16 protein-coding genes are annotated in these 18,661 nt (G+C 68.5%); 6 read left to right on the forward strand and 10 right to left on the reverse strand.

All coding sequences use genetic code 11. The features are described 5' to 3' along the window. Positions 1 to 11: 11 nt before the first annotated feature. The 3 genes from ACWDTD_RS12580 to mqo form a co-directional block, all read right to left on the reverse strand. Positions 12 to 2,039 (reverse strand): VWA domain-containing protein, encoded by a 2,028-nt coding sequence (locus ACWDTD_RS12580; RefSeq protein WP_449747442.1) that lies wholly within the window; start codon positions 2,037 to 2,039, stop codon positions 12 to 14. Further along, on the reverse strand, positions 2,036 to 2,518 hold the full coding sequence (locus ACWDTD_RS12585; protein ID WP_449747443.1) for a GNAT family N-acetyltransferase: 483 nt from the start codon (positions 2,516 to 2,518) through the stop codon (positions 2,036 to 2,038). Before ACWDTD_RS12585 ends, ACWDTD_RS12580 begins: the two co-directional genes overlap by 4 nt. Positions 2,519 to 2,584: 66 nt before the next feature. Next, on the reverse strand, positions 2,585 to 4,111 hold the full coding sequence (gene mqo / locus ACWDTD_RS12590) for a malate dehydrogenase (quinone) (RefSeq protein WP_449747444.1): 1,527 nt from the start codon (positions 4,109 to 4,111) through the stop codon (positions 2,585 to 2,587). Between the two features lie 365 nt (positions 4,112 to 4,476). Between mqo and ACWDTD_RS12595 the strand changes: the two genes are divergently transcribed. Together ACWDTD_RS12595 and ACWDTD_RS12600 are read left to right on the forward strand one after the other, a co-directional pair. After that, entirely contained in the window at positions 4,477 to 5,475 is a 999-nt protein-coding gene (locus ACWDTD_RS12595; protein WP_449747560.1) for an alpha/beta hydrolase, read from the forward strand. Further along, positions 5,472 to 6,863, forward strand: a complete 1,392-nt coding sequence (locus tag ACWDTD_RS12600; RefSeq protein ID WP_449747445.1) for a mycothione reductase — start codon at positions 5,472 to 5,474, stop codon at positions 6,861 to 6,863. The genes ACWDTD_RS12595 and ACWDTD_RS12600 overlap by 4 nt, the downstream gene beginning before the upstream one ends. 3 nt (positions 6,864 to 6,866) lie before the next feature. Here the strand turns inward: ACWDTD_RS12600 and ACWDTD_RS12605 are convergent, their stop codons facing one another. The 3 genes from ACWDTD_RS12605 to ACWDTD_RS12615 form a co-directional block, all read right to left on the reverse strand. Further along, the gene (locus ACWDTD_RS12605; protein ID WP_449747561.1) at positions 6,867 to 7,685 is read right to left on the reverse strand and encodes an alpha/beta fold hydrolase; all 819 of its coding nucleotides are present in this window, start codon (positions 7,683 to 7,685) and stop codon (positions 6,867 to 6,869) included. An 83-nt stretch (positions 7,686 to 7,768) separates the two neighbouring features. Continuing rightward, entirely contained in the window at positions 7,769 to 9,316 is a 1,548-nt protein-coding gene (locus ACWDTD_RS12610; RefSeq protein ID WP_449747446.1) for a cobyric acid synthase, read from the reverse strand. 9 nt (positions 9,317 to 9,325) lie between these two features. Beyond that, on the reverse strand, positions 9,326 to 9,685 hold the full coding sequence (locus ACWDTD_RS12615) for a winged helix-turn-helix transcriptional regulator (RefSeq protein ID WP_449747447.1): 360 nt from the start codon (positions 9,683 to 9,685) through the stop codon (positions 9,326 to 9,328). 135 nt (positions 9,686 to 9,820) lie between these two features. On the opposite strand from ACWDTD_RS12615, the gene ACWDTD_RS12620 reads away from it, so the two are divergent. Beyond that, positions 9,821 to 10,540, forward strand: coding sequence for an SDR family oxidoreductase (locus ACWDTD_RS12620; RefSeq protein ID WP_449747562.1), 720 nt, complete (start codon positions 9,821 to 9,823; stop codon positions 10,538 to 10,540). Positions 10,541 to 10,707: 167 nt separating this feature from the next. Here the strand turns inward: ACWDTD_RS12620 and map are convergent, their stop codons facing one another. Then, entirely contained in the window at positions 10,708 to 11,571 is an 864-nt protein-coding gene (map, locus tag ACWDTD_RS12625; RefSeq protein ID WP_449747448.1) for a type I methionyl aminopeptidase, read from the reverse strand. Positions 11,572 to 11,737: 166 nt separating this feature from the next. Between map and ACWDTD_RS12630 the strand changes: the two genes are divergently transcribed. The 3 genes from ACWDTD_RS12630 to ACWDTD_RS12640 all read left to right on the forward strand — a co-directional run bounded on the left by ACWDTD_RS12630 (position 11,738) and on the right by ACWDTD_RS12640 (position 14,644). Beyond that, the gene (locus ACWDTD_RS12630) at positions 11,738 to 12,757 is read left to right on the forward strand and encodes a heme/hemin ABC transporter substrate-binding protein (protein ID WP_449747449.1); all 1,020 of its coding nucleotides are present in this window, start codon (positions 11,738 to 11,740) and stop codon (positions 12,755 to 12,757) included. A 103-nt stretch (positions 12,758 to 12,860) separates the two neighbouring features. Then, positions 12,861 to 13,868: a FecCD family ABC transporter permease gene (locus ACWDTD_RS12635; RefSeq protein ID WP_449747563.1), complete on the forward strand. Its 1,008-nt coding sequence runs from the start codon at positions 12,861 to 12,863 to the stop codon at positions 13,866 to 13,868. Beyond that, on the forward strand, positions 13,865 to 14,644 hold the full coding sequence (locus ACWDTD_RS12640; RefSeq protein ID WP_449747450.1) for a heme ABC transporter ATP-binding protein: 780 nt from the start codon (positions 13,865 to 13,867) through the stop codon (positions 14,642 to 14,644). The genes ACWDTD_RS12635 and ACWDTD_RS12640 overlap by 4 nt, the downstream gene beginning before the upstream one ends. A 30-nt stretch (positions 14,645 to 14,674) precedes the next feature. Here the strand turns inward: ACWDTD_RS12640 and ACWDTD_RS12645 are convergent, their stop codons facing one another. Genes ACWDTD_RS12645 through ispG form a run of 3 tightly spaced genes read right to left on the reverse strand, consistent with a single transcriptional unit; the run spans position 14,675 to position 18,646 of the window. Continuing rightward, the gene (locus tag ACWDTD_RS12645; protein ID WP_449747451.1) at positions 14,675 to 16,510 is read right to left on the reverse strand and encodes a penicillin-binding transpeptidase domain-containing protein; all 1,836 of its coding nucleotides are present in this window, start codon (positions 16,508 to 16,510) and stop codon (positions 14,675 to 14,677) included. A 54-nt stretch (positions 16,511 to 16,564) separates the two neighbouring features. Then, a complete protein-coding gene (locus tag ACWDTD_RS12650) occupies positions 16,565 to 17,401 on the reverse strand; it encodes a GNAT family N-acetyltransferase (RefSeq protein ID WP_449747452.1) in 837 nt (278 codons plus the stop codon). Between the two features lie 60 nt (positions 17,402 to 17,461). Beyond that, positions 17,462 to 18,646 carry a flavodoxin-dependent (E)-4-hydroxy-3-methylbut-2-enyl-diphosphate synthase gene (gene ispG, locus ACWDTD_RS12655; RefSeq protein WP_449747453.1) on the reverse strand — a complete coding sequence of 395 codons (1,185 nt, stop codon included), beginning with the start codon at positions 18,644 to 18,646 and terminating at the stop codon, positions 17,462 to 17,464. Positions 18,647 to 18,661 lie beyond the last annotated feature (15 nt).

An 18,661-nucleotide genomic window follows, 5' to 3' on the forward strand; every position in this document is an offset into this window, starting at 1 on the left:
CCTGATCGACCTCAGGCCGCCGGGTGGCGGTGGCCGGGCCGTGAGGGGGTTGGCGCATCGCCGGTCAGGACTGCGGCCGACAGCTGCGACATGGGCAGGTAGGAGGCGCCGAGCCGAGCGGCGAGACGCGCGGCGAGACCCAGCCGGATCATCCCCTGTTCGCAATCGACCACCACGGCGTCGATGCCACGCTCGCGCACGGCGCTCGCGGCGGCGTCGGCCCGTGCGGCGGCATCCGGTCCCGACGTGGCGCGACCGTCGGTGAGCACGACGAGCAGCGGCCTGCGATGCGGGTCGGCGCGACGCGCACGTTCGATCAGCTCCGTCGCCGCGATCAGGCCTTCCGCGAGCGGCGTCCGACCGCCGGTGCGTTGCGCGGCCAGGCGGCGCACGGCGATGTCCACCGACCGGGTGGGCGGCACGGCGACCTCGGCGCGTGACCCGCGGGCCACCACGACGGCAACCCGGTCACGACGGGTGTAGGAGTCACGCAGCAGGTCCACGCAGACGGCGCTGACGACGCCCAGCCGTCGCCGTGCGGTCATCGACCCGCTCAGGTCGACGAGGAACACCACCAGATTGCTCTCCTGCCCGATGCGTTGGGCACCACGCAGATCGGCGGAGCCGACGCGCACGGGCACGGCCGGTGCGGTGGACCGTCCGGCGGCCTGCAGAACGGTGCCGAACAGGTGCAGCGGCGCCCCGGGAGTGAAGTCGACCGCCGCCACCGTGTGTCCACGACGACTACGCGCCCGCGACCGGCGACCGGGGTCGCCGTCGCCGATGCCCTCGACACGCAGCGGCCGCAGTCGGGTACCGGTTGCCGCCGCGGACGCCCCGAGCATCGGGCCCGACGTGCCCGCCGACCGTTCTCGCGTGTCACCGTCGGCGTCGTCGGGCGCCGGGGCCGTGTCCGCGGATTCATTCGACGCGGCATCGCGCGCGGAGGTACCGGGCGCATCAGGTCCCGGGGTACCGCCGCCCTCCGTTGCGTTTCTCGGGGTTTCTTGTTCCGGCGTCGTCCCACGGCCGGGTCCGCCGTCCGGATCCGGTTGCGGCGGTGTGTGTTCGGCAGCTTGGTCGCCTGCGGCGAGAGCGTCGTCGAGTTCGTCGTCGGTGAGGCCCGACTCGTCGAAGGGGTTGCGGCGGCGGCGATGCGGCAGCGCCAGTTCCACGCCCACCCGCACGTCGTCGGCGCACACCGCGTCACGCCCGCACAGCGCGGCGTGCGCCGCCGCGGCGCGGGCAACCACGATGTCGCCGCGGAGCCCGTCGACTTCCAGATGCGCGCAGATGGCTGCGATTCGGCGCAGCTCGGGTACCGGCAGATCCACCGACGTCACCCGCAGGCGCGCCCGCGCGATGCGTTCGGCCAGCTCCGCCTCGGCCGTGGCGTGACGGGCGGCGAAACCCGCCGGGTCCGCGTCGAAATCCATACGGCGACGGATGATCTCGACTCGCTCGTCCACATCGTGGCCGGCCGTGACATCGACGGCGAGGCCGAACCGGTCGAGCAACTGGGGACGCAGTTCACCCTCCTCGGGATTCATCGTCCCCACCAGCACGAAATCGGCGGACTGAGTGTGCGAGATGCCGTCGCGTTCGATCGTGACGCGTCCGCTGGCAGCGGCGTCGAGCAGCACGTCGACGAGATGATCGGCGAGCAGATTGACCTCGTCGATGTAGAGCACCCCGCCGTCGGCCCGCGCGAGCAGGCCGGGCGTGAACTCGGCGCGGCCGTCCCGCAGCACCGCGGTGAGGTCGAGCGAACCCACCACACGGTCCTCGGTGGCCCCGATCGGTAGCTCGACGACGCGACCGGTGTGCGCATCGTCGTCGCCGACCGCGAGCAGCGGCCCCAGGGCACGCACGATCGTCGATTTCGCGGTGCCCTTCTCCCCGCGGATGAGCACTCCGCCGATCCCGGGCGACACCGCGCACAGGATGAGTGCCAGTTTCAGCTGCTCCTGGCCGACGACGGCGGTGAACGGGAACCGGACGGGGGCGGCGGTCTCGCCGGTGACCTCGACGGTGGTCATGGCAGCTCCGGATGCGCGCGCGGCCCCACACGCAGCATCGAGACGTGCGGGATTCCGTCTTCGAGGTACTCGTCGCTGTCGACGACGAACCCGAACTGTGCGTACATCTCGGTGAGATAGCTCTGCGCCTCGATCCGGCAGGGATGCTCCCCGACCTCGGCCAGCGCGGTCTCGAGCAGTCGTGCGGCCAGTCCCTCGCCCCGGTGGCCGCGCGCGGTGCACACACGCCCGATGCGGAACAGCGGCGTGTCGTCGGCGGAGGGCTCGTCCTCGAGCAGCCGCAGCGTGGCGACGACGGTTCCGTCCTCGTCGCTCACCCACAGATGCCTGGTGGTGAGCTCCAGGTCGCGCCCGTCGAGTTCGGGATACGGGCACGACTGTTCGACCACGAAGACGTCGACGCGCAGCCGCAGAATGCCGTAGAGCGTGGTCGGATCGACGTCGGTGGACCAACGCCGGTGAAGCTGCACACCACCCATCATGATGTCGTCACTATCACACCGAACACGAGTTTTCACGCCCCGGCATCCGGCGACAGCTCGAGATCAACCCGCAGACACCGGCTCGAGGTCGGGCGTCGCGCTCTCGGTCACGTCGCGGCGCAGATTCAGGCTGTTACTCGTCCAGTCCCACACCTGTCGGAACAGGTCACGATCGTCGGACAGCTTCTTGCCGAACGACGGGATCATCTCGACGAGTTTGGGCGTCCACCGCTCGTAATCGCGGGGGAAGCACTGTTCGAGCACCGACAACATCGCGGGCACCGCGGTCGACGCACCCGGCGAGGCGCCGAGCAGACCGGCCATCGTGCCGTCGCCCGCTGCCACCACCGCGGTGCCGAACTCGAGCTTGCCGCCGACACCGGTCTTGCGGATCACCTGGACTCGCTGGCCGGCGGTGATGAGCTCCCAATCGTCGCCGACGGCCCGCGGCACGAACTCCCGCAACGTGTCGACGCGGTCGTCGCGGCTCGCGGCGAGCTCGCTGATCAGGTACTTGAGCAGACCGAACTCCTGCGGCGCCACCGACAGCATCGGCAACATGTTGCTGGGCGTGACCGACTCGATCAGGTCGGTCATCCTGCCGCTCTTGAGGAACTTCGGCGACCATCCCGCGTACGGGCCGAAGAGCAGTCCGGGCTTGTGGTTGATCACCCGGGTGTCGAGGTGGGGCACCGACATCGGCGGCGCACCCACCGCGGCCTGCCCGTAGACCTTGGCCTGATGCTCGGCGATGAGTTCGGGGTTGGTGCAGCGGAAGAACTCTCCCGACACCGGGAACCCGCCGAAGCCCTTCGCCTCGGCGATACCGGACTTCTGCAGCAGATGCAGCGCGCCGCCGCCTGCACCGACGAAGACGAATTTGGCGTGCACCGAGCGCTTCTCGCCGGTGCGCAGGTTGCGGACCTTCACGATCCAGCTGCCGTCGGACTGCTTGGACAGGTTGGTCACGGCGTGACCGAAGTAGATGTCGCCGCCGGTGGACCCCACGTAGTTGAGCAGTTTCTGGGTGAGCGCCCCGAAGTCGACGTCGGTGCCCTCGGTGAACCAGTTGAGGGCGACGGGGTCATCGAAGTCACGCCCGGCCGACATCAGCGGCAGCCGCGCACTGAACTCGGCCGGATCGCTGATGAACTCCATCCCCTCGAACAGGGTCTGCGACGAGAGCGCCTCGTGACGCTTGCGCAGGTAGTCGACGCCCGCCTCACCGTGGGTGAAGCTCACGTGCGGGATCGGGTTGATGAACTCGTCGGGCGAGGAGATGACACCGTTGTCCACCGCGTGGGCCCAGAACTGCCGGGACACCTGGAACTGCTCGTTGATCGCGAGCGCCTTGGTGATGTCGACGCCGCCGTCGGCGGTTTTGGGCGTGTAGTTCAGTTCACACAGCGCCGAGTGCCCCGTGCCGGCGTTGTTCCACGGATCGCTGCTCTCCGAGGCGGCCGCGTCGAGCCGTTCGAACAGGCTGATGGACCAGTCCGGCTGCAACTGCCGCAGCAACGTCCCGAGCGTGGCACTCATGATGCCCGCGCCGACTAACGCCACATCCGTCTCGATCACCGATTCAGACACCTGGTCCCCACTTCAAGACTCCGTTGACAACAGCACCGTTGTGGCTGCCCGGGCGCTCGTCACCCGTTGTTCTTCCATTGTTGCCCATCCTGGCCGGTGGACCGGAATCGCCTCCGTCAACTGTGGTCCGGATGACACTTGACGAGGTCCGCAGTGGTGCTGAGCGTGCTCCGCCGACACCCTCCCCGCATCACCGGGCAGCACGGCGATCACGCGGCACGGTCACTAGACTCGGTGCCGTGACTGTGTCCCGCTCGCCGGATGCCGACGGCTCTTCTCCTGATGCCGACGACTCTCCTGATGCCGACGACTCAAGGGTTTCCCGAACCGGATGGCAACCCGACCATTTCCTCGACCACTACGAACTGCGCACCTTCGACCTTGGCGTCGACCCGGACGGTGAAGGAGAGATCACCTCCACCCTCATCCGCAAGCCGAACGCCACCCGCGGCGTGATCCGGGGCGCGGTGCTCTACGTACACGGGTTCACCGACTACTTCTTCCACGAGCCGCTCGCCGATCATTTCCACCACCGCGGCTACGCGTTCTATGCCATCGACCTGCGCAAATGTGGCCGGTCGCGGCAGCCGCAGCACACCCCGCACTTCACCACCGACCTGGCCCGCTACGACACGGAACTGCGGCTGGCCCTCGACGCGATCGGCGCCGAACTGGGTACCGAAACCCCGGTGCTGGCGGCCGCGCACTCCACCGGCGGGCTCGTCACGGCGCTGTGGCTCGACCGGCTGCGACGCACCGACCCCGACCGTCACGCCCGCATCGACGGACTGATCCTCAACAGTCCGTGGCTGGATCTGCAGGGCTCGCCGTCGCTGCGCACCTATCCGGTGAGCATGTTCATCAAGTCGGTCGCAACCGTGGCGCCCAAGCGGGTGATTCCCCGTGAGTTGTCGGCGGCCTACGGCGAGAGCCTGCATGCCGAGTCGTACGGCGAGTGGAGCTACGACCTCACGGCCAAGCCGCTCGGCGGGTTCCCGGTGACCTTCGGATTCCTCGACGCCGTGCGCAGCGGGCAACGTCGTCTGCACCGCGGCATCGACACCGGTGTGCCGTCGTTGGTGCTGCGCTCGGACAAGACCACATTCGCCCGCACCTACTCGCCGGCGATCGATGTCGCCGATGCCGTCCTCGACGTCACGCAGGTCGCCCGTTGGAGCGGGTGTCTGGGCAACCATGTGACCGTCACGCCGATCCCCGATGCCCGCCACGACGTGTTCCTCTCGGTTCCGGCGGCCCGCGACGCCGCCTACCGCGCGCTCGACACCTGGCTGGACACCGTCATCGACGGCGGCGCGCCCGCGACGACCGTTTCCGCCGCGGCACCGGCGGGCACCGCCCGGTGAGCCCCGCACAGACCGTCGATCTGGCGATCATCGGATCCGGCAGCGGTAACTCCATTCCCGACCACCGCTTCTCCACCAGGTCCATCGCGATCTTCGAGGAGGGCACCTACGGCGGAACCTGCCTCAACGTGGGCTGCATCCCGACAAAGATGTTCGTGTACGCCGCCGATGTCGCCGCAATCGCCTCCGACAGTGACCGATTCGGCGTGCACGCCCACGTCGACAAGGTGGATTGGCCGGCCATTCGCGACCGCGTGTTCCGCCGCATCGACCCGATATCGGCCGGTGGCCTCGCCTATCGCACCGCCAGCGAGCACATCACCGTCTACCCACAGCACGTCGAGTTCGACGGCCGTGATCCCGACGGTTTCTACCGGCTCGTCACCGCGAGCACGGTGGTACGTGCTCGTGAGGTGGTCCTCGCGGCCGGATCCCGACCGATCATCCCGGCATCGATCCGCACCGCCGGGGTGACCTACCACACCAACAACGACGTGATGCGCCTGGACACACTGCCACGCAGCATGGTGATCGTCGGAAGTGGTTACATCGCAGCCGAATTCGCGCATGTGTTCGCGGCCCTGGGAACCCGGGTGACCGTGCTCGCCCGCGGCGACACGTTGCTGCGCAAGCTCGACCGCGACATCTCGGCACGCTTCACCGACGCGGCGCGGGCCCAGTGGGACGTGCGCTTGTGCGCCCACATCGCCGAGGCCACGGATCTGCCGGACGGGGGTGTACGGGTCACCCTCGCCGACGGCACGCACGTCGATGCCGAGGTGCTGCTGGTGGCGGTGGGACGCCAACCCAACGGCGATCGGCTCAACCTCGGATCGGTGGGCATCGATCTCGACGACATGGGACGGGTGATCTGCGACCGCCACGGCCGCACCGCGGCACCCGGCGTGTGGACGTTGGGCGACGTCAGTTCGCCCTACCAGCTCAAACATGTCGCCAACCACGAGGAACGTGTGGTCCAGGCCAACCTGCTCAAGGGTTGGGACGCAACCGATCTGGACTCCTTCGACCATCGCTTCGTGCCGGCCGCGGTGTTCACCCACCCGCAGATCGCCGCCGTGGGACTGACCGAGGCACAGGCCGTCGACGCCGGTCTCGATGTCGCGGTGAAGATCCAGGCCTACGGCGACGTGGCCTACGGGTGGGCGATGGAGGACAGCACCGGGTTGTGCAAGGTGATCGCCGATCGCGCGACCGGACAGCTGGTGGGCGTGCATATCGTGGGGCCGCAGGCACCCACGGTGATCCAGCCCGCGATTCAGGCGATGTCCTTCGGGCTCGGGGTCTCGGAGATGGCACGCGGCCAGTACTGGATTCACCCGGCAATGCCCGAGGTGCTGGAGAACGCGCTGCTCGGGCTCGACCTCTGACCCTCAGAACACCGCCGAACGCAGCGCGATCTCGCTCGCGAGTTCTTTGGGGGCGTGCTGCGGTATCCAGTGGTCGATGTCGGCGAGTTCGCACAGGCGGTACTCGCCGTACACGTAGCGGCCGGTCCCCTCGGCCTGGTCGCGTCCCAACGCGGTGTCGGCGGCGCTCCACAGCAGCGTGGTGGGGATCTCCACGGGCGGGCACGCCAGGGTGGCCGCGATGTCGCCGGTGAAGTTGGCGCGATACCAGTTCAGGGCGGCGGTCATCGCGCCGGGCGATGTGAGCGGCGCGAACTCCTCGGCGGTCACCCCGGCCCGGCGGAGCAGCACACCGTTGCGCGCCAACAGGTTCTTCTCCGCGCCGTCGGCGATGAAGTCCTTGATGTAGGCCGATTTCTCCCGCTGGTCGCCATTCTGCAGTGCGTCGCGCATGGCCGAGGGGTGACCTGTGCTCGCCGCGATCAGCGCGGTGAACCGATCGGGGTGCTTTCCCGCGAGATGCCACGCGACGATGCCTCCCCAGTCGTGGCCCACCAGGATCGCGTACGGGATCTCGAGTGCATCGAGAATTCCGAGGGCGTCGTCGACGAGGGCGGACAACCGATAGGGCTCGACGCCGTCCGGTCGAGCGCCGGCACTGTAGCCGCGCTGATCGAACACGACGGTGCGCAGCCCCGACTCGTGCAGCCGCGGAACCACGTCGCGATAACACATGCTGTTGACCGGGAATCCGTGCAACAACAACACCCACGGTCCCCGGTCCGGTCCCCCGACGTGCACCGTGAAGGTGAGGTCGCCGACGGTGATCTCACGCCGCTCCATGTCCACGCCTGCAAGCGTAGCCGGGCCCGAACGGATCGAGTACGTGAAAGTCTCGCGAAGAGACCACCCCGACATCGGTGAGATCAGTGACCGTCGACCAATCCGTGCGTGATCGTGGGGAGGCACCGATCGGCGCCCGCGGCCAGGATGTCGAGGACGGCGTCCATATCCAGATGGGTGCTGATCAGATCGGCGATCAGATCGAGTTGCGATTCCCGGATCGCGGACACATCGGTGTCGGGGGCCACCCGGAATGCGGCCTTGCCCGCCTCGACGGCCACGTCGCGCAGAAACTCCCGACGGAATCCGTCGTTGGCCAGAAGTCCGTGCCAGTGGGTTCCCCACACGCTCCCCGAGACCGCGCCCTCCGGTCCGTGCTCGTCGTCGACGAGCCACGTGTGTCGGGCCGGTGCCACCACTCGTCCGTGATGGATCTCATACCCGGTGACCGGTTGTGCGGCAACGACTCCCCGTGTCCTGCGCAGGATCTTGCGTTTGTCGAACCGGATGTCGACGTCGAGCAGTCCCAGCCCCGTCGCGCCACCGTGAGGTGACTCCACCGCATCCTCGATATGCCGTGCGAGCATCTGAAACCCGCCGCACACACCGAGGACCGGGGCACCCCGGGCGGCACGATCGGCCAGTGCGACGTCGAGCCCGCGCCGCCGCAACCACGCCAGGTCGGAGACGGTGGCCCGGGTACCGGGCAGCACGACGAGGTCGGCCGCATACACCGACCCGGGGTCGTCGACCCAGGTGACGTCGACACCGGGTTCGCACGCCAGCGCCTCGACATCGGTGGAATTGGAGATGCGGGGCAGTCGGATCGCGGCGACGTCGAGACGCAGACCCGACGGGTCGGTGTGCGGCCGTGACGTCGGCCCCACACGCCGCCCCACCGGGACCGCCAGCGAATCCTCCGCGTCGATCCACAGGTCGTCGGCGTAGGGCAGCACGCCCAGGGTCGGGCGCCCGGTGAGGCTACGCAACGCGTCGAGGCCGGGGTCGAGAATGGCGCGGGCACCGCGGAACTTGTTGATCACGTACCCGGCGACGAGAGCCTGATCGGCCGGGTCGAGGATCGCGGTGGTACCGAAGAGATGCGCCAGCGAGCCTCCGCGGTCGATGTCGGACACCAGCAGCACCGGGATACCCGCCGTCCGGGCGAACCCCATGTTGGCGATGTCGGAATCGCGTAGGTTGATCTCGGCCACCGACCCGGCACCCTCGGCGACGACGACATCGAAATCGGCACGTAGCGACTTGAATTCGGCGATCACCACGTCGCGCAACTCGCGTCGCCGCGAGGCGTAGTCGATGGCACCGACATCGCCGGCGGGAGCACCCCGCACCACCACATGCGAGCGCGAATCGGCACCGGGCTTGAGCAGCACCGGATTGAACCTCGTCGACGGCTCGAGTCCACATGCGGCCGCTTGCAACGCCTGCGCACGGCCGATCTCACCGCCGTCGAGGGTGACCACCGAGTTGTTCGACATGTTCTGCGCCTTGAACGGTGCCACCCGCACACCGCGGCGGGCCAGCACCCGGCACAGACCGGCCACCACCAGACTCTTACCCGCGTCGGAACTGGTACCGCCGATCAGCAGCGCACCGCGTAAGTCGGCCACCCCGCGACCCTACCGGTCGCGATGGCGACGATTGGCGGCCTCGACTTCGGGTACGTGATCCTCGGCCCACGCACGTACCGCCGCGAGCGGTTCCAGCAGCGAGAGTCCCAGCGACGTCAGCGCGTAGTCCACGTGCGGTGGCGACCCGCCGTGATCGATGCGGTCGACGAGACCGTCGTATTCGAGCGCGCGCAACGTCTCGGTGAGCACCTTCGGGGTGATGCCGTCGATATGTGTCTTGAGCGCGGTGAACCTCATCGGCCCGCCGGACAGCGCAGTGACCACGAACACCGTCCAGCGCGCTCCGATGCGGTGCAGCACCATCCGGCTCGGACACGTCGGCGCCATCACGTCGTACGCCTTGGACATCGTGGTTCCTCCGGTTCGGTCATTCCTTCAGGTGGGAGACGGTTTCGTTGAAGATACCGGTATCAAATCCATACCGTTGCCGGTGTTCATCGTACGCATCGTGAAGGGAGCAAGGTCATGAGTGGATCCAAGGTCATGAGTGGATCGCTGTCGGGAAGCACGGTCCTCGTCGTGGGCGGGGCACGCACGCTCGGTCTTGCCATCGCGCACCGCGCCGACGAGGCGGGCGCCTCGGTCATCGTCGCCGCCCGGGAGCTGCCGGCGGCGGAGAAGGCGGCCGCGGAACTGTCGCGTGGGCGCGCCATCGCGCTCGACGTGACCGACGAGGAGTCGATCCGCGTCGCCGCCGCCGAGGTGGGGCCGATCGATCATCTGGTGTCCACCGCCGCCGCGCACCACAATGTGCCGGTCACCGATCTCGAGCACCGCAAGGTGGTGACCGCCTTCGAGGCCAAGGTGATCGGTCCGATGCTGCTGGCCAAGCACTTCGCGCCGCAGCTGTCACCGACCGGATCGATCGTCCTGTTCTCCGGCGTCGCGGCGTGGAAGCCCGAACCCGGCTACGCGGTCATGGGGATCACCAACGGGGCCGTGTCGTTCGCGGCCAGTCATCTCGCGCGTGAACTCGCACCCATCCGGGTGAATGCGATCTCGCCGGGCATCGTCGACTCCGGTCCATGGGACGCCATGCCCCAAGCCGATCGGCAGGCGTTCTTCGACGGCGTCGCCGAAGGTAATCTGGCCGGTCGCGTCGGCTCGGTCCACGACATCGTCGACGCCGCCGAATGGCTGCTCACCGCCGGGTTCGTCTCGGGCGAGACGATCCACGTCGAAGGCGGTGCGCGCAGCGCATAGCCGCGTCCGTCGAGCGTGCCCAAAGATCGGTCGAGCGTGCCCAAACCGAGGTCGAGAGGGCCCAGGTGGGCACGCTCGACGGGAATCTGGGCACGCTCGACGGGAATCTGGGCACGCTCGACGGGAATCTGGGCACGCTCGACGGGGATCCGGGCACGCTCGACGGGTCAGTTGTCGGGGACGGTGAGAATCTCCGCGCCACTGTCGGTCACCAGGATGGTGTGCTCGAACTGGGCGGTCCACTTCTTGTCGGCGGTGACCACCGTCCAGCCGTCGTCCCACATCTCCCAGGGGAGATCACCGAGATTGATCATCGGTTCGATGGTGAACACCATGCCGGGTTCGATCACGGTGTCCACGTTGGGCTGGTCGTAGTGGAGCACCACCAGGCCGTTGTGGAAGGTCTCCCCGATCCCGTGACCGGTGAAATCGCGAACGACGCTGTACCCGAAGCGGTTCGCGTACGCCTCGATGACCCGTCCGATCACATTGAGTTCGCGCCCCGGCTTGACCGCCTTGATCGCGCGTTCGGTGGCGATCCGGGTGCGCTCCACCAGATCCCGCGCCTCCTGCGACACGTCACCGGCGAGGAAGGTGGCGTTGGTGTCACCGTGGGCCCCGTCGATGTAGGCCGTGACGTCGATGTTGACGATGTCACCGTCGGCGATCACGGTGGAGTCGGGGATGCCGTGGCAGATCACCTCGTTCAGCGACGTGCAGCACGACTTCGGGAAGTCCTTGTAACCCAGCGTCGACGGATAGGCACCGTGGTCGATCATGTAGTCGTGCGCGATGCGGTCGAGTTCGTCGGTGGTCACGCCGGGCGCGACGGCCTTACCGGCCTCGGCGAGTGCGTTGGCCGCGATCTTGCTCGCCACCCGCACCTTCTCGATGACCTCGGGCGTCTGCACCCAGGGTTCGTGTCCCTCGTTGACCTTCGGTTTCCACACGTATTCCGGCCGCTCGATCGAGTCGGGCACGTGACGAATCGGGGACATCGTCCCGGGTCGCAGGGCTTCGCGCACACTCATGCCATCCAGCTTAGGGCGCCACGCCACCCGTCTGCGATCCCCGCTCCCCCGGCACCCCGGGGCGATCGGCCCCTGAGTAAGGTGACACTAAGGCACTTCGTGCCGGGTATCCGGTCGCCGTGCTCACGGATGCGGAGGGATACAGGCGGTGACACGGATGCGGGGGATGACAATCTCCGCGACGATCGCGGTACTGGTCGTGGCACTCGGCCTCGCCGGATGCACCACGGCGCCGATCGACCAATCCGGCGGTTCCGTGGCCGCCACCGCCCATCTGCGCAACGGGCCGTCGACGGCCACCCTGCCGACCGCCGACGTCGTGCCGGTGACCACCGACCCCGCGATCACCCTTCCTGCGACCGTCGACTCGGTGGGCCACGGCACGGTCACCGTCACCGACACCAGCCGCATCATCGCGGTCGACCGCAACGGCACCCTCGGCAACATCGTGTTCTCGCTGGGATTGGGACCGAAAGTGGTGGGCCGCGACACCTCCACCGCCTTCCCGGCCGCCGCGAAACTCCCGCTGGTCACCACGAACGGGCACACGCTGAGCGCCGAGGCGGTCCTCGCGCTGAACCCGACGGTGGTGCTCGTCGACGAATCGACCACGCCGCCGGGTGCCGTCGATCAGATCCGCGCCGCGGGCATCCCCGTCGTCGCATTCACCTCGCAGCGGACCATCGCGAACACCCCAACGCTGATCCGCGCGGTGGCGGCGAGCCTGGGAGTGGTACCCGCCGGCGCACAGCTCGTCACCCGCACCGAGCGTGAGATCGCCGCGGCCGAGGCCACCGTGCCCCGTCCGTCGGGTGATCCCCGCATGGCGTTCCTCTACATTCGCGGGCCGCGCCTGGTGCTGTTGTCGGGGCCGGATTCGGGTGCCGACGATCTCATCGCCGCACTCGGCGGACGGGACGCCGGAACGGCCGCCGGGCTGACCGCTGCGTTCACCCAGATCACCACCGAGGCGCTGCTCGCCGCGAATCCCGACGTGATCCTGGTGATGACGCAGGGCGCCGATTCGGTCGGCGGCATCGACGGCGTGCTGTCACTGCCGGGTGTGTCGCAGACCAACGCGGGTAAGGCCCGCCGCGTGGTCGAGATGGACGAGACCGAGATACTCGCCTTCGGCCCGGACACCGGCAACGTGATCGCCGCCCTGAGCCAGGCCATCTACCGGTGATGGGACACGTGTGACCGGGCAGCCACCGGCGACACCACCGCGAACCGAACGGCCCCGGCGTGCGGGACGGGTCCGTGGCGCTCGGGTGTCCGGTCCCGTCGTCATGGCTGTGCTGGTGGTGTCGACGCTGCTGGTGGTGGTCATCTCGGCCGCCGTCGGTCAGGTCCACATATCGCCCGCGGAGGTCCTGGGCAGCCTTGCCCACCACTTCCATCTGCCGTGGGGGCCGCTGCCCTCGAACCCGCTCGGTGAGTACACGCTGTGGAATGTGCGATTCCCGCGCATCGTGATGGGCCTGGTCGTGGGGGCCGCGCTCGGCGCCGGCGGCTGCCTCATGCAGGGCGTGCTGGGCAATCCGCTCGCCGAACCCGGCGTGGTCGGCGTGTCCGCGGGCGCCGCCGTGGGTGCGGCACTGATGATCGTGATCGGCGGTGTGGGCGTCAACGGCTGGGCACTGGCGGGGGCGGCCTTCGTGTTCGCGCTCGGCACGGCCGCCGCGGTGTACGTGCTCTCGCTGCGGGATGGATCGTCCTCGGCGATCATGCTGGTCCTCACCGGGATCGCGGTGAATGCGTTTGCCCTCGGGATCATCGCCTATCTCACGTTCATCGCGTCCACCACCGCCCGCGAACAGATCGTGTTCTGGCAGCTGGGATCGCTCGAAGGCGTCGGGTGGGCGCAGGTGTGGGTGGCGTTGCCTCTCGTGGTGGCGGCGGTCGCGGCATCGTTTCTGCTCGTGCACAAACTGGATCTACTGGGACTCGGCGAGATCTCGGCCGCCTCACTGGGCGTCAACGTCGAGGTGGTGCGACGCCAGGTGATCGTACTGGTGGCCATCCTCACCGCCGCGGCGGTCGCGTTCACCGGGATCGTCATGTTCGTCGGGCTGATCGTGCCGCACCTGATGCGCCTTGTCGTGGGACCGCGTCACGCGGTCCTGTTGCCGGCCAGCGTGATCGGCGGCGCTCTCGTCCTGGCGGCGGCCGACCTCGCCGCCCGTACCGTGATGCCGCCCGCGAGCCTGCCGCTCGGCGTGTTCACCTCGCTGGTCGGCGGACCCGTGTTCTTCGTCCTGCTGCGCCGCGCCCGCAACGCGGGAGCCGGCTGGTGACGGCACACGCGGGCCTGTCCGCTGACGGTGTGTCGGTGACCCTGGACGGTCGCCCGGTGGTGCACGACGTGTCGTTGCACGTCGCCCCCGGCGAACTCGTGGTGCTCGTCGGGCCCAACGGATGCGGCAAGTCCACTCTGCTGACGACGCTGGCGGGGTTGCGGCGGCCCACCGCGGGCCGCATCGTCATCGCCGGGCACGACGTGGGCGCCACCGCGCCTCGGGAGCTGGCCCGGCTGCGGTCGATGGTCACCCAGCAGAACCGGACCGACACCCCGTTCACCGTTGCCGAGGTGGTGCAGATGGGCCGCTACCCGTGGCTGCGCACTCCGCAGGCCGCCGATTCGCCGACGGTGATCGCCGAATCGATGCGGCTGTGCGAGCTCGACGAGATCGCCGATCGGCCCTTCGGACAACTCTCCGGCGGACAGCAGGCGCGCGTCTCACTGGGTCGCGCGCTGGCCCAGAACACCCCGGTGATGCTGCTCGACGAACCGACCGCGGCCCTCGACATTCACCATCAGGAGACGGTGCTCGACATTCTGCGCGGCCACCGGGATCGTGGCGCCGCCATCCTGCTCGTCGTGCACGACCTCTCCCTGGCGGCCGCATATGCCGACCGGGTGGCGCTGATGAAGGACGGCACGCTGCTCGGGGTGGGAACCGTCCGGGAGGTGATGACCGCGGAACGTCTCTCGGCGACGTACGGCCATCCCGTGGAGGTCCTCGACCACCCGCTCACCGGAGCACCGATCATCATCCCGCGCCGAAGCTGATCGGTGGTGCCGATCGCGCGCACCGGCCGCTCAGGGACGCGGCGACGCCGCGTATCCGGGCGGCAGGAAGTTGAAGAAGTCCCGGGTGACGCCGACCGCGTTGTTCGAATCCCCGCCGCGCACGACGAGGGTGGCGAAGGCGAGATCACCGCGGTAGCCGGCGAACCAGGCGTGTGATCCGCCATTGAACTCGGCCTCACCGGTCTTGCCGTAGATCTCGCCCTCGTCGGCGATGGTGGTTCCGGTACCGCTGGTCACCACGGCACGCATCATCGGCCGTAGCTGTGCGATCACACCCGGTTCGAGCGTGGGCGTGGGACCGGTGACCTGTGTCTTCTTACCCAGAATGAGTTGCGGCACAGGAGCTTTGCCATTGTTGGCGACGGTGGCGGCAACCAGCGACAGGCCGAGTGGACTCACCAGCACCTTGCCCTGCCCGAACCCGTCCTCACTGCGGGCCACCAGATCGTTCGCGATGGGCACCGACCCGGACACCGCGTCGAGTCCGGCGATCGCGTACTGCTGGCCCACGCCCATGGCGGCGGCGGTGTTCGCCAGGTCCGACGGACCCATCTGGCTGGCGAGATGGGCGAACGTGGTGTTGCACGAGTCGGCGAAGGCGGTCAGCATCGGCACGGTGCCCAGCGAGAACGAATCGTAGTTGGGGATCAGGCGCGGACCGATCTGGATCTCGCCGGGACACGGCACCATGCTGTCGGGGTGCGCGAGGTCGCGGCGAATCGCGGTGGCCGCGGTGACCATCTTGAAGGTCGAGCCCGGCGGGTAGAGGCCGGTGGTCGCGATCGGTCCCTGGCTGTCGGCGGCGGAATTCTGGGCCACCGCGAGGATGTGCCCGGTGGAGGGCTGCACGACGACCATGGCGATCTGGAATCGGTTGGTGGCGTTGACCGCTCGTTGCGCGGCCTGCTGCACGGTGCGGGACAGACTCAACGAGATCGACGGGGCGGGTGACGCCGCATGGTCGGTGAGGACGTCGGCGTCGAGGCCGTTGGGGTTGACGGTGACGATGCGCCACCCGACCCGGCCGTCGACCTCGTCGTCGACCACCTTGCGAACCTGGGTGAGCAGTGCGGGCGCGAAACCGGGATCGGTCGGCACGAGTTCGGCCTGCTCGTTGTGGACCACCCCGGGAATCGCCAATTGGTCACGCAGACGGTCGAAGTCGGCGTGGCTGAGCCGCGTGATGGGGTACTCGCCGTCGGTGGCGGTGGATTCCTCGGCGATCTTCTGCGCGTCCAGCGACGGTTCGAAGGGCCGTAGCACCGACACCAGTCGGGTGACCGAATCGGCCACCGAACCTCCCGCCGCAGCCTTCTGGGCGTCGAAGTTGATACCGACCACCGACCCGTTGGCCATGACCTCCGACCCGTCGGCCTCGTTCACGGTGGCCCGCGGCGCCTCGACGATCCGCATCGAGAGCCGCTGGTTGGCGCCGAGGTCGGGATGGATGTCGGTCGATGTCCAGCGGACCGTCCAGCCCGCATCCGAGCGGCCCATCTTCACCGTCGCTGGGTAGGTCCACTCCCGCCCGCGCGGCAGTTCCCAGTGGTAGGTGACGTCGATGTCGGCGGTATCCCCGGTGATGTCCGCTTTGCCGGTGGTGTAGGTGAAACCCTTGGCCGACAGACCATTCCACGCCGACGCCAGACCTTTGGTGGCCTGGTCGGGATTGTCGGTGAAACCGGCGGCGGCAGCGACGTCGTTGCGACTGTAGGCGGACATGAACTTCTCGACGGCCTGGCGTGGTCCGTCGTCGGCGGTGGCGCACGCGGTCACGCCGGTCAACAGCACAGCACTGACCGCCACACCCACCACGGGAACCACACGACGCCTCACATGCACCATCGAACGAAATACTAGGGGGCATCGGGCCCCGGGCCGAGGAGGCTCGCAGGCGTTTCAGTCGACGAGCACCGTGGCGAACGTGCCCACCTCGGTGAAACCCACACGTTCGTAGACGGCGCGGGCGGGCAGATTGAAGCTGTTGACGTACAGGCTCGGCGTCCGGCCCTGCGCGGCGACGGCCGCAGCGACCGCGGCGGTGCCCGCGGCACCCACGCCCTGCCCACGCACACACGGGTCCACCCACACGCCCTGAATCTGCCCGACGCGGCGCGAGAGCGAGCCGATCTCGGCCTTGAACACGACCCTGCCGTGATCGAATCGGGCGAACACGCGCTGCGCCGAGATGAGCGATGCCAACCGTCGGCGGTAGGAGCGGCCACCGTCGCCGGCACGCGGATCGACCCCCACCTCCCCGATGAACATCTCGATCGCGGCGGGCAGGTAGGCGTCGAGGTCGTCGAGGGTGACCTGTCTGACCAGCGGGTCCGGCGCCACCTGCGGCGGCCCGGCGAGTGCGAGCAGAGGCTGCACCGGTCGCACCTCCCGGGCCGGACCCCAGCCGGGGCAGAGGCGCTCCCACGCGGCGAGCACCATGTCGGCGTCACCGACCACCGACGAGCAGACCCTGGGTCCCGACATGGCGCGGTCGGCGAAATACTCCATCGCGGAGGCATCGCCGAGCAGTGGGATCAGGTTGGCACCGGAGAAGCACAGCGAGGTCGACGGATGGTCGGCGGTCCACAACTCGCCACCGAGCAGCCGGGGATCGATCCCATGCGTCTCGAATCTGGCCGCGACCATGCACATGGCAACCGGATCGGAGGCGAGCACACGGGCCACCGTCGGCGCATCGCGCGCACCGAGCGGCCTATCGCCCAACAGCTTCAGCACCCGCGCTCCTCCGTCGCACCGAACCGAGTGTCGACCGCGCCGGGCGCCACCGATGCGACGCTAGGAGACGGTCACGACAGGAGATCCGACCTGTCCTTGTCCAGTCTCCCCTGATTGTTCCGCAATTCGCAGCGCTTCGTCTATCAGCGTCTCGACTATTTCGGCCTCGGGAACGGTCTTGATCACCTCGCCCTTGACGAAGATCTGGCCCTTGCCATTACCCGATGCCACCCCGAGGTCGGCCTCACGGGCCTCGCCGGGACCGTTGACGACGCAGCCCATCACCGCCACGCGCAACGGCACCTCCATGCCCTCAAGCCCGGCGGTCACCGCGTCGGCGAGTTTGTAGACGTCCACCTGCGCACGCCCACATGAGGGACACGACACGATTTCGAGCTTGCGGGGGCGCAGGTTGAGCGACTGCAGGATGGCGTCGCCGACCTTGATCTCCTCGGCCGGTGGCGCCGACAGCGACACCCGGATGGTGTCGCCGATGCCCTGGCTGAGCAGCGAACCGAAGGCCACCGACGACTTGATGGTGCCCTGGAAGGCGGGCCCCGCCTCGGTGACACCGAGATGCAGCGGGTAATCGCACTGGGCGGCAAGCTGGCGGTAGGCCTCCACCATGATCACCGGGTCGTTGTGCTTCACCGAGATCTTGATGTCGCCGAAGCCGTGCTCCTCGAACAGACCCGCCTCCCACAGCGCGGACTCCACGAGCGCCTCGGGGGTGGCCTTGCCGTACTTCTGCATGATGCGTTTGTCGAGCGAGCCCGCGTTGACCCCGATCCGAATCGGGATTCCCGCTTCGCCGGCGGCCTTGGCGACCTCCTTCACCCGGCCGTCGAACTCCTTGATGTTGCCGGGGTTGACCCGCACCGCGGCGCATCCGGCGTCGATCGCGGCGAAGATGTACTTGGGTTGGAAGTGGATGTCGGCGATCACCGGGATCTTCGACTTCTTGGCGATGATCGGCAGCGCGTCGGCGTCCTCCTGGCGGGGACACGCGACTCGCACGATGTCGCAGCCGGACGCGGTGAGCTCCGCGATCTGCTGCAGGGTGGCGTTGATGTCGTGTGTCTTGGTGGTGGTCATCGACTGCACCGACACCGGGTAGTGGCTGCCCACGCCGACCGAGCCGACGTGGATCTGGCGGGTCTTGCGACGCGGGGCGAGCACCGGCGGCGGCGCCTCGGGCATCCCCAATCCGATGGCGACGGGGCCGCCGGTGGTGGGTGCGTTCATGTCAGGCTCCTCGGA

It is taken from the genome of Gordonia sp. NPDC003425 (genome assembly GCF_053588635.1).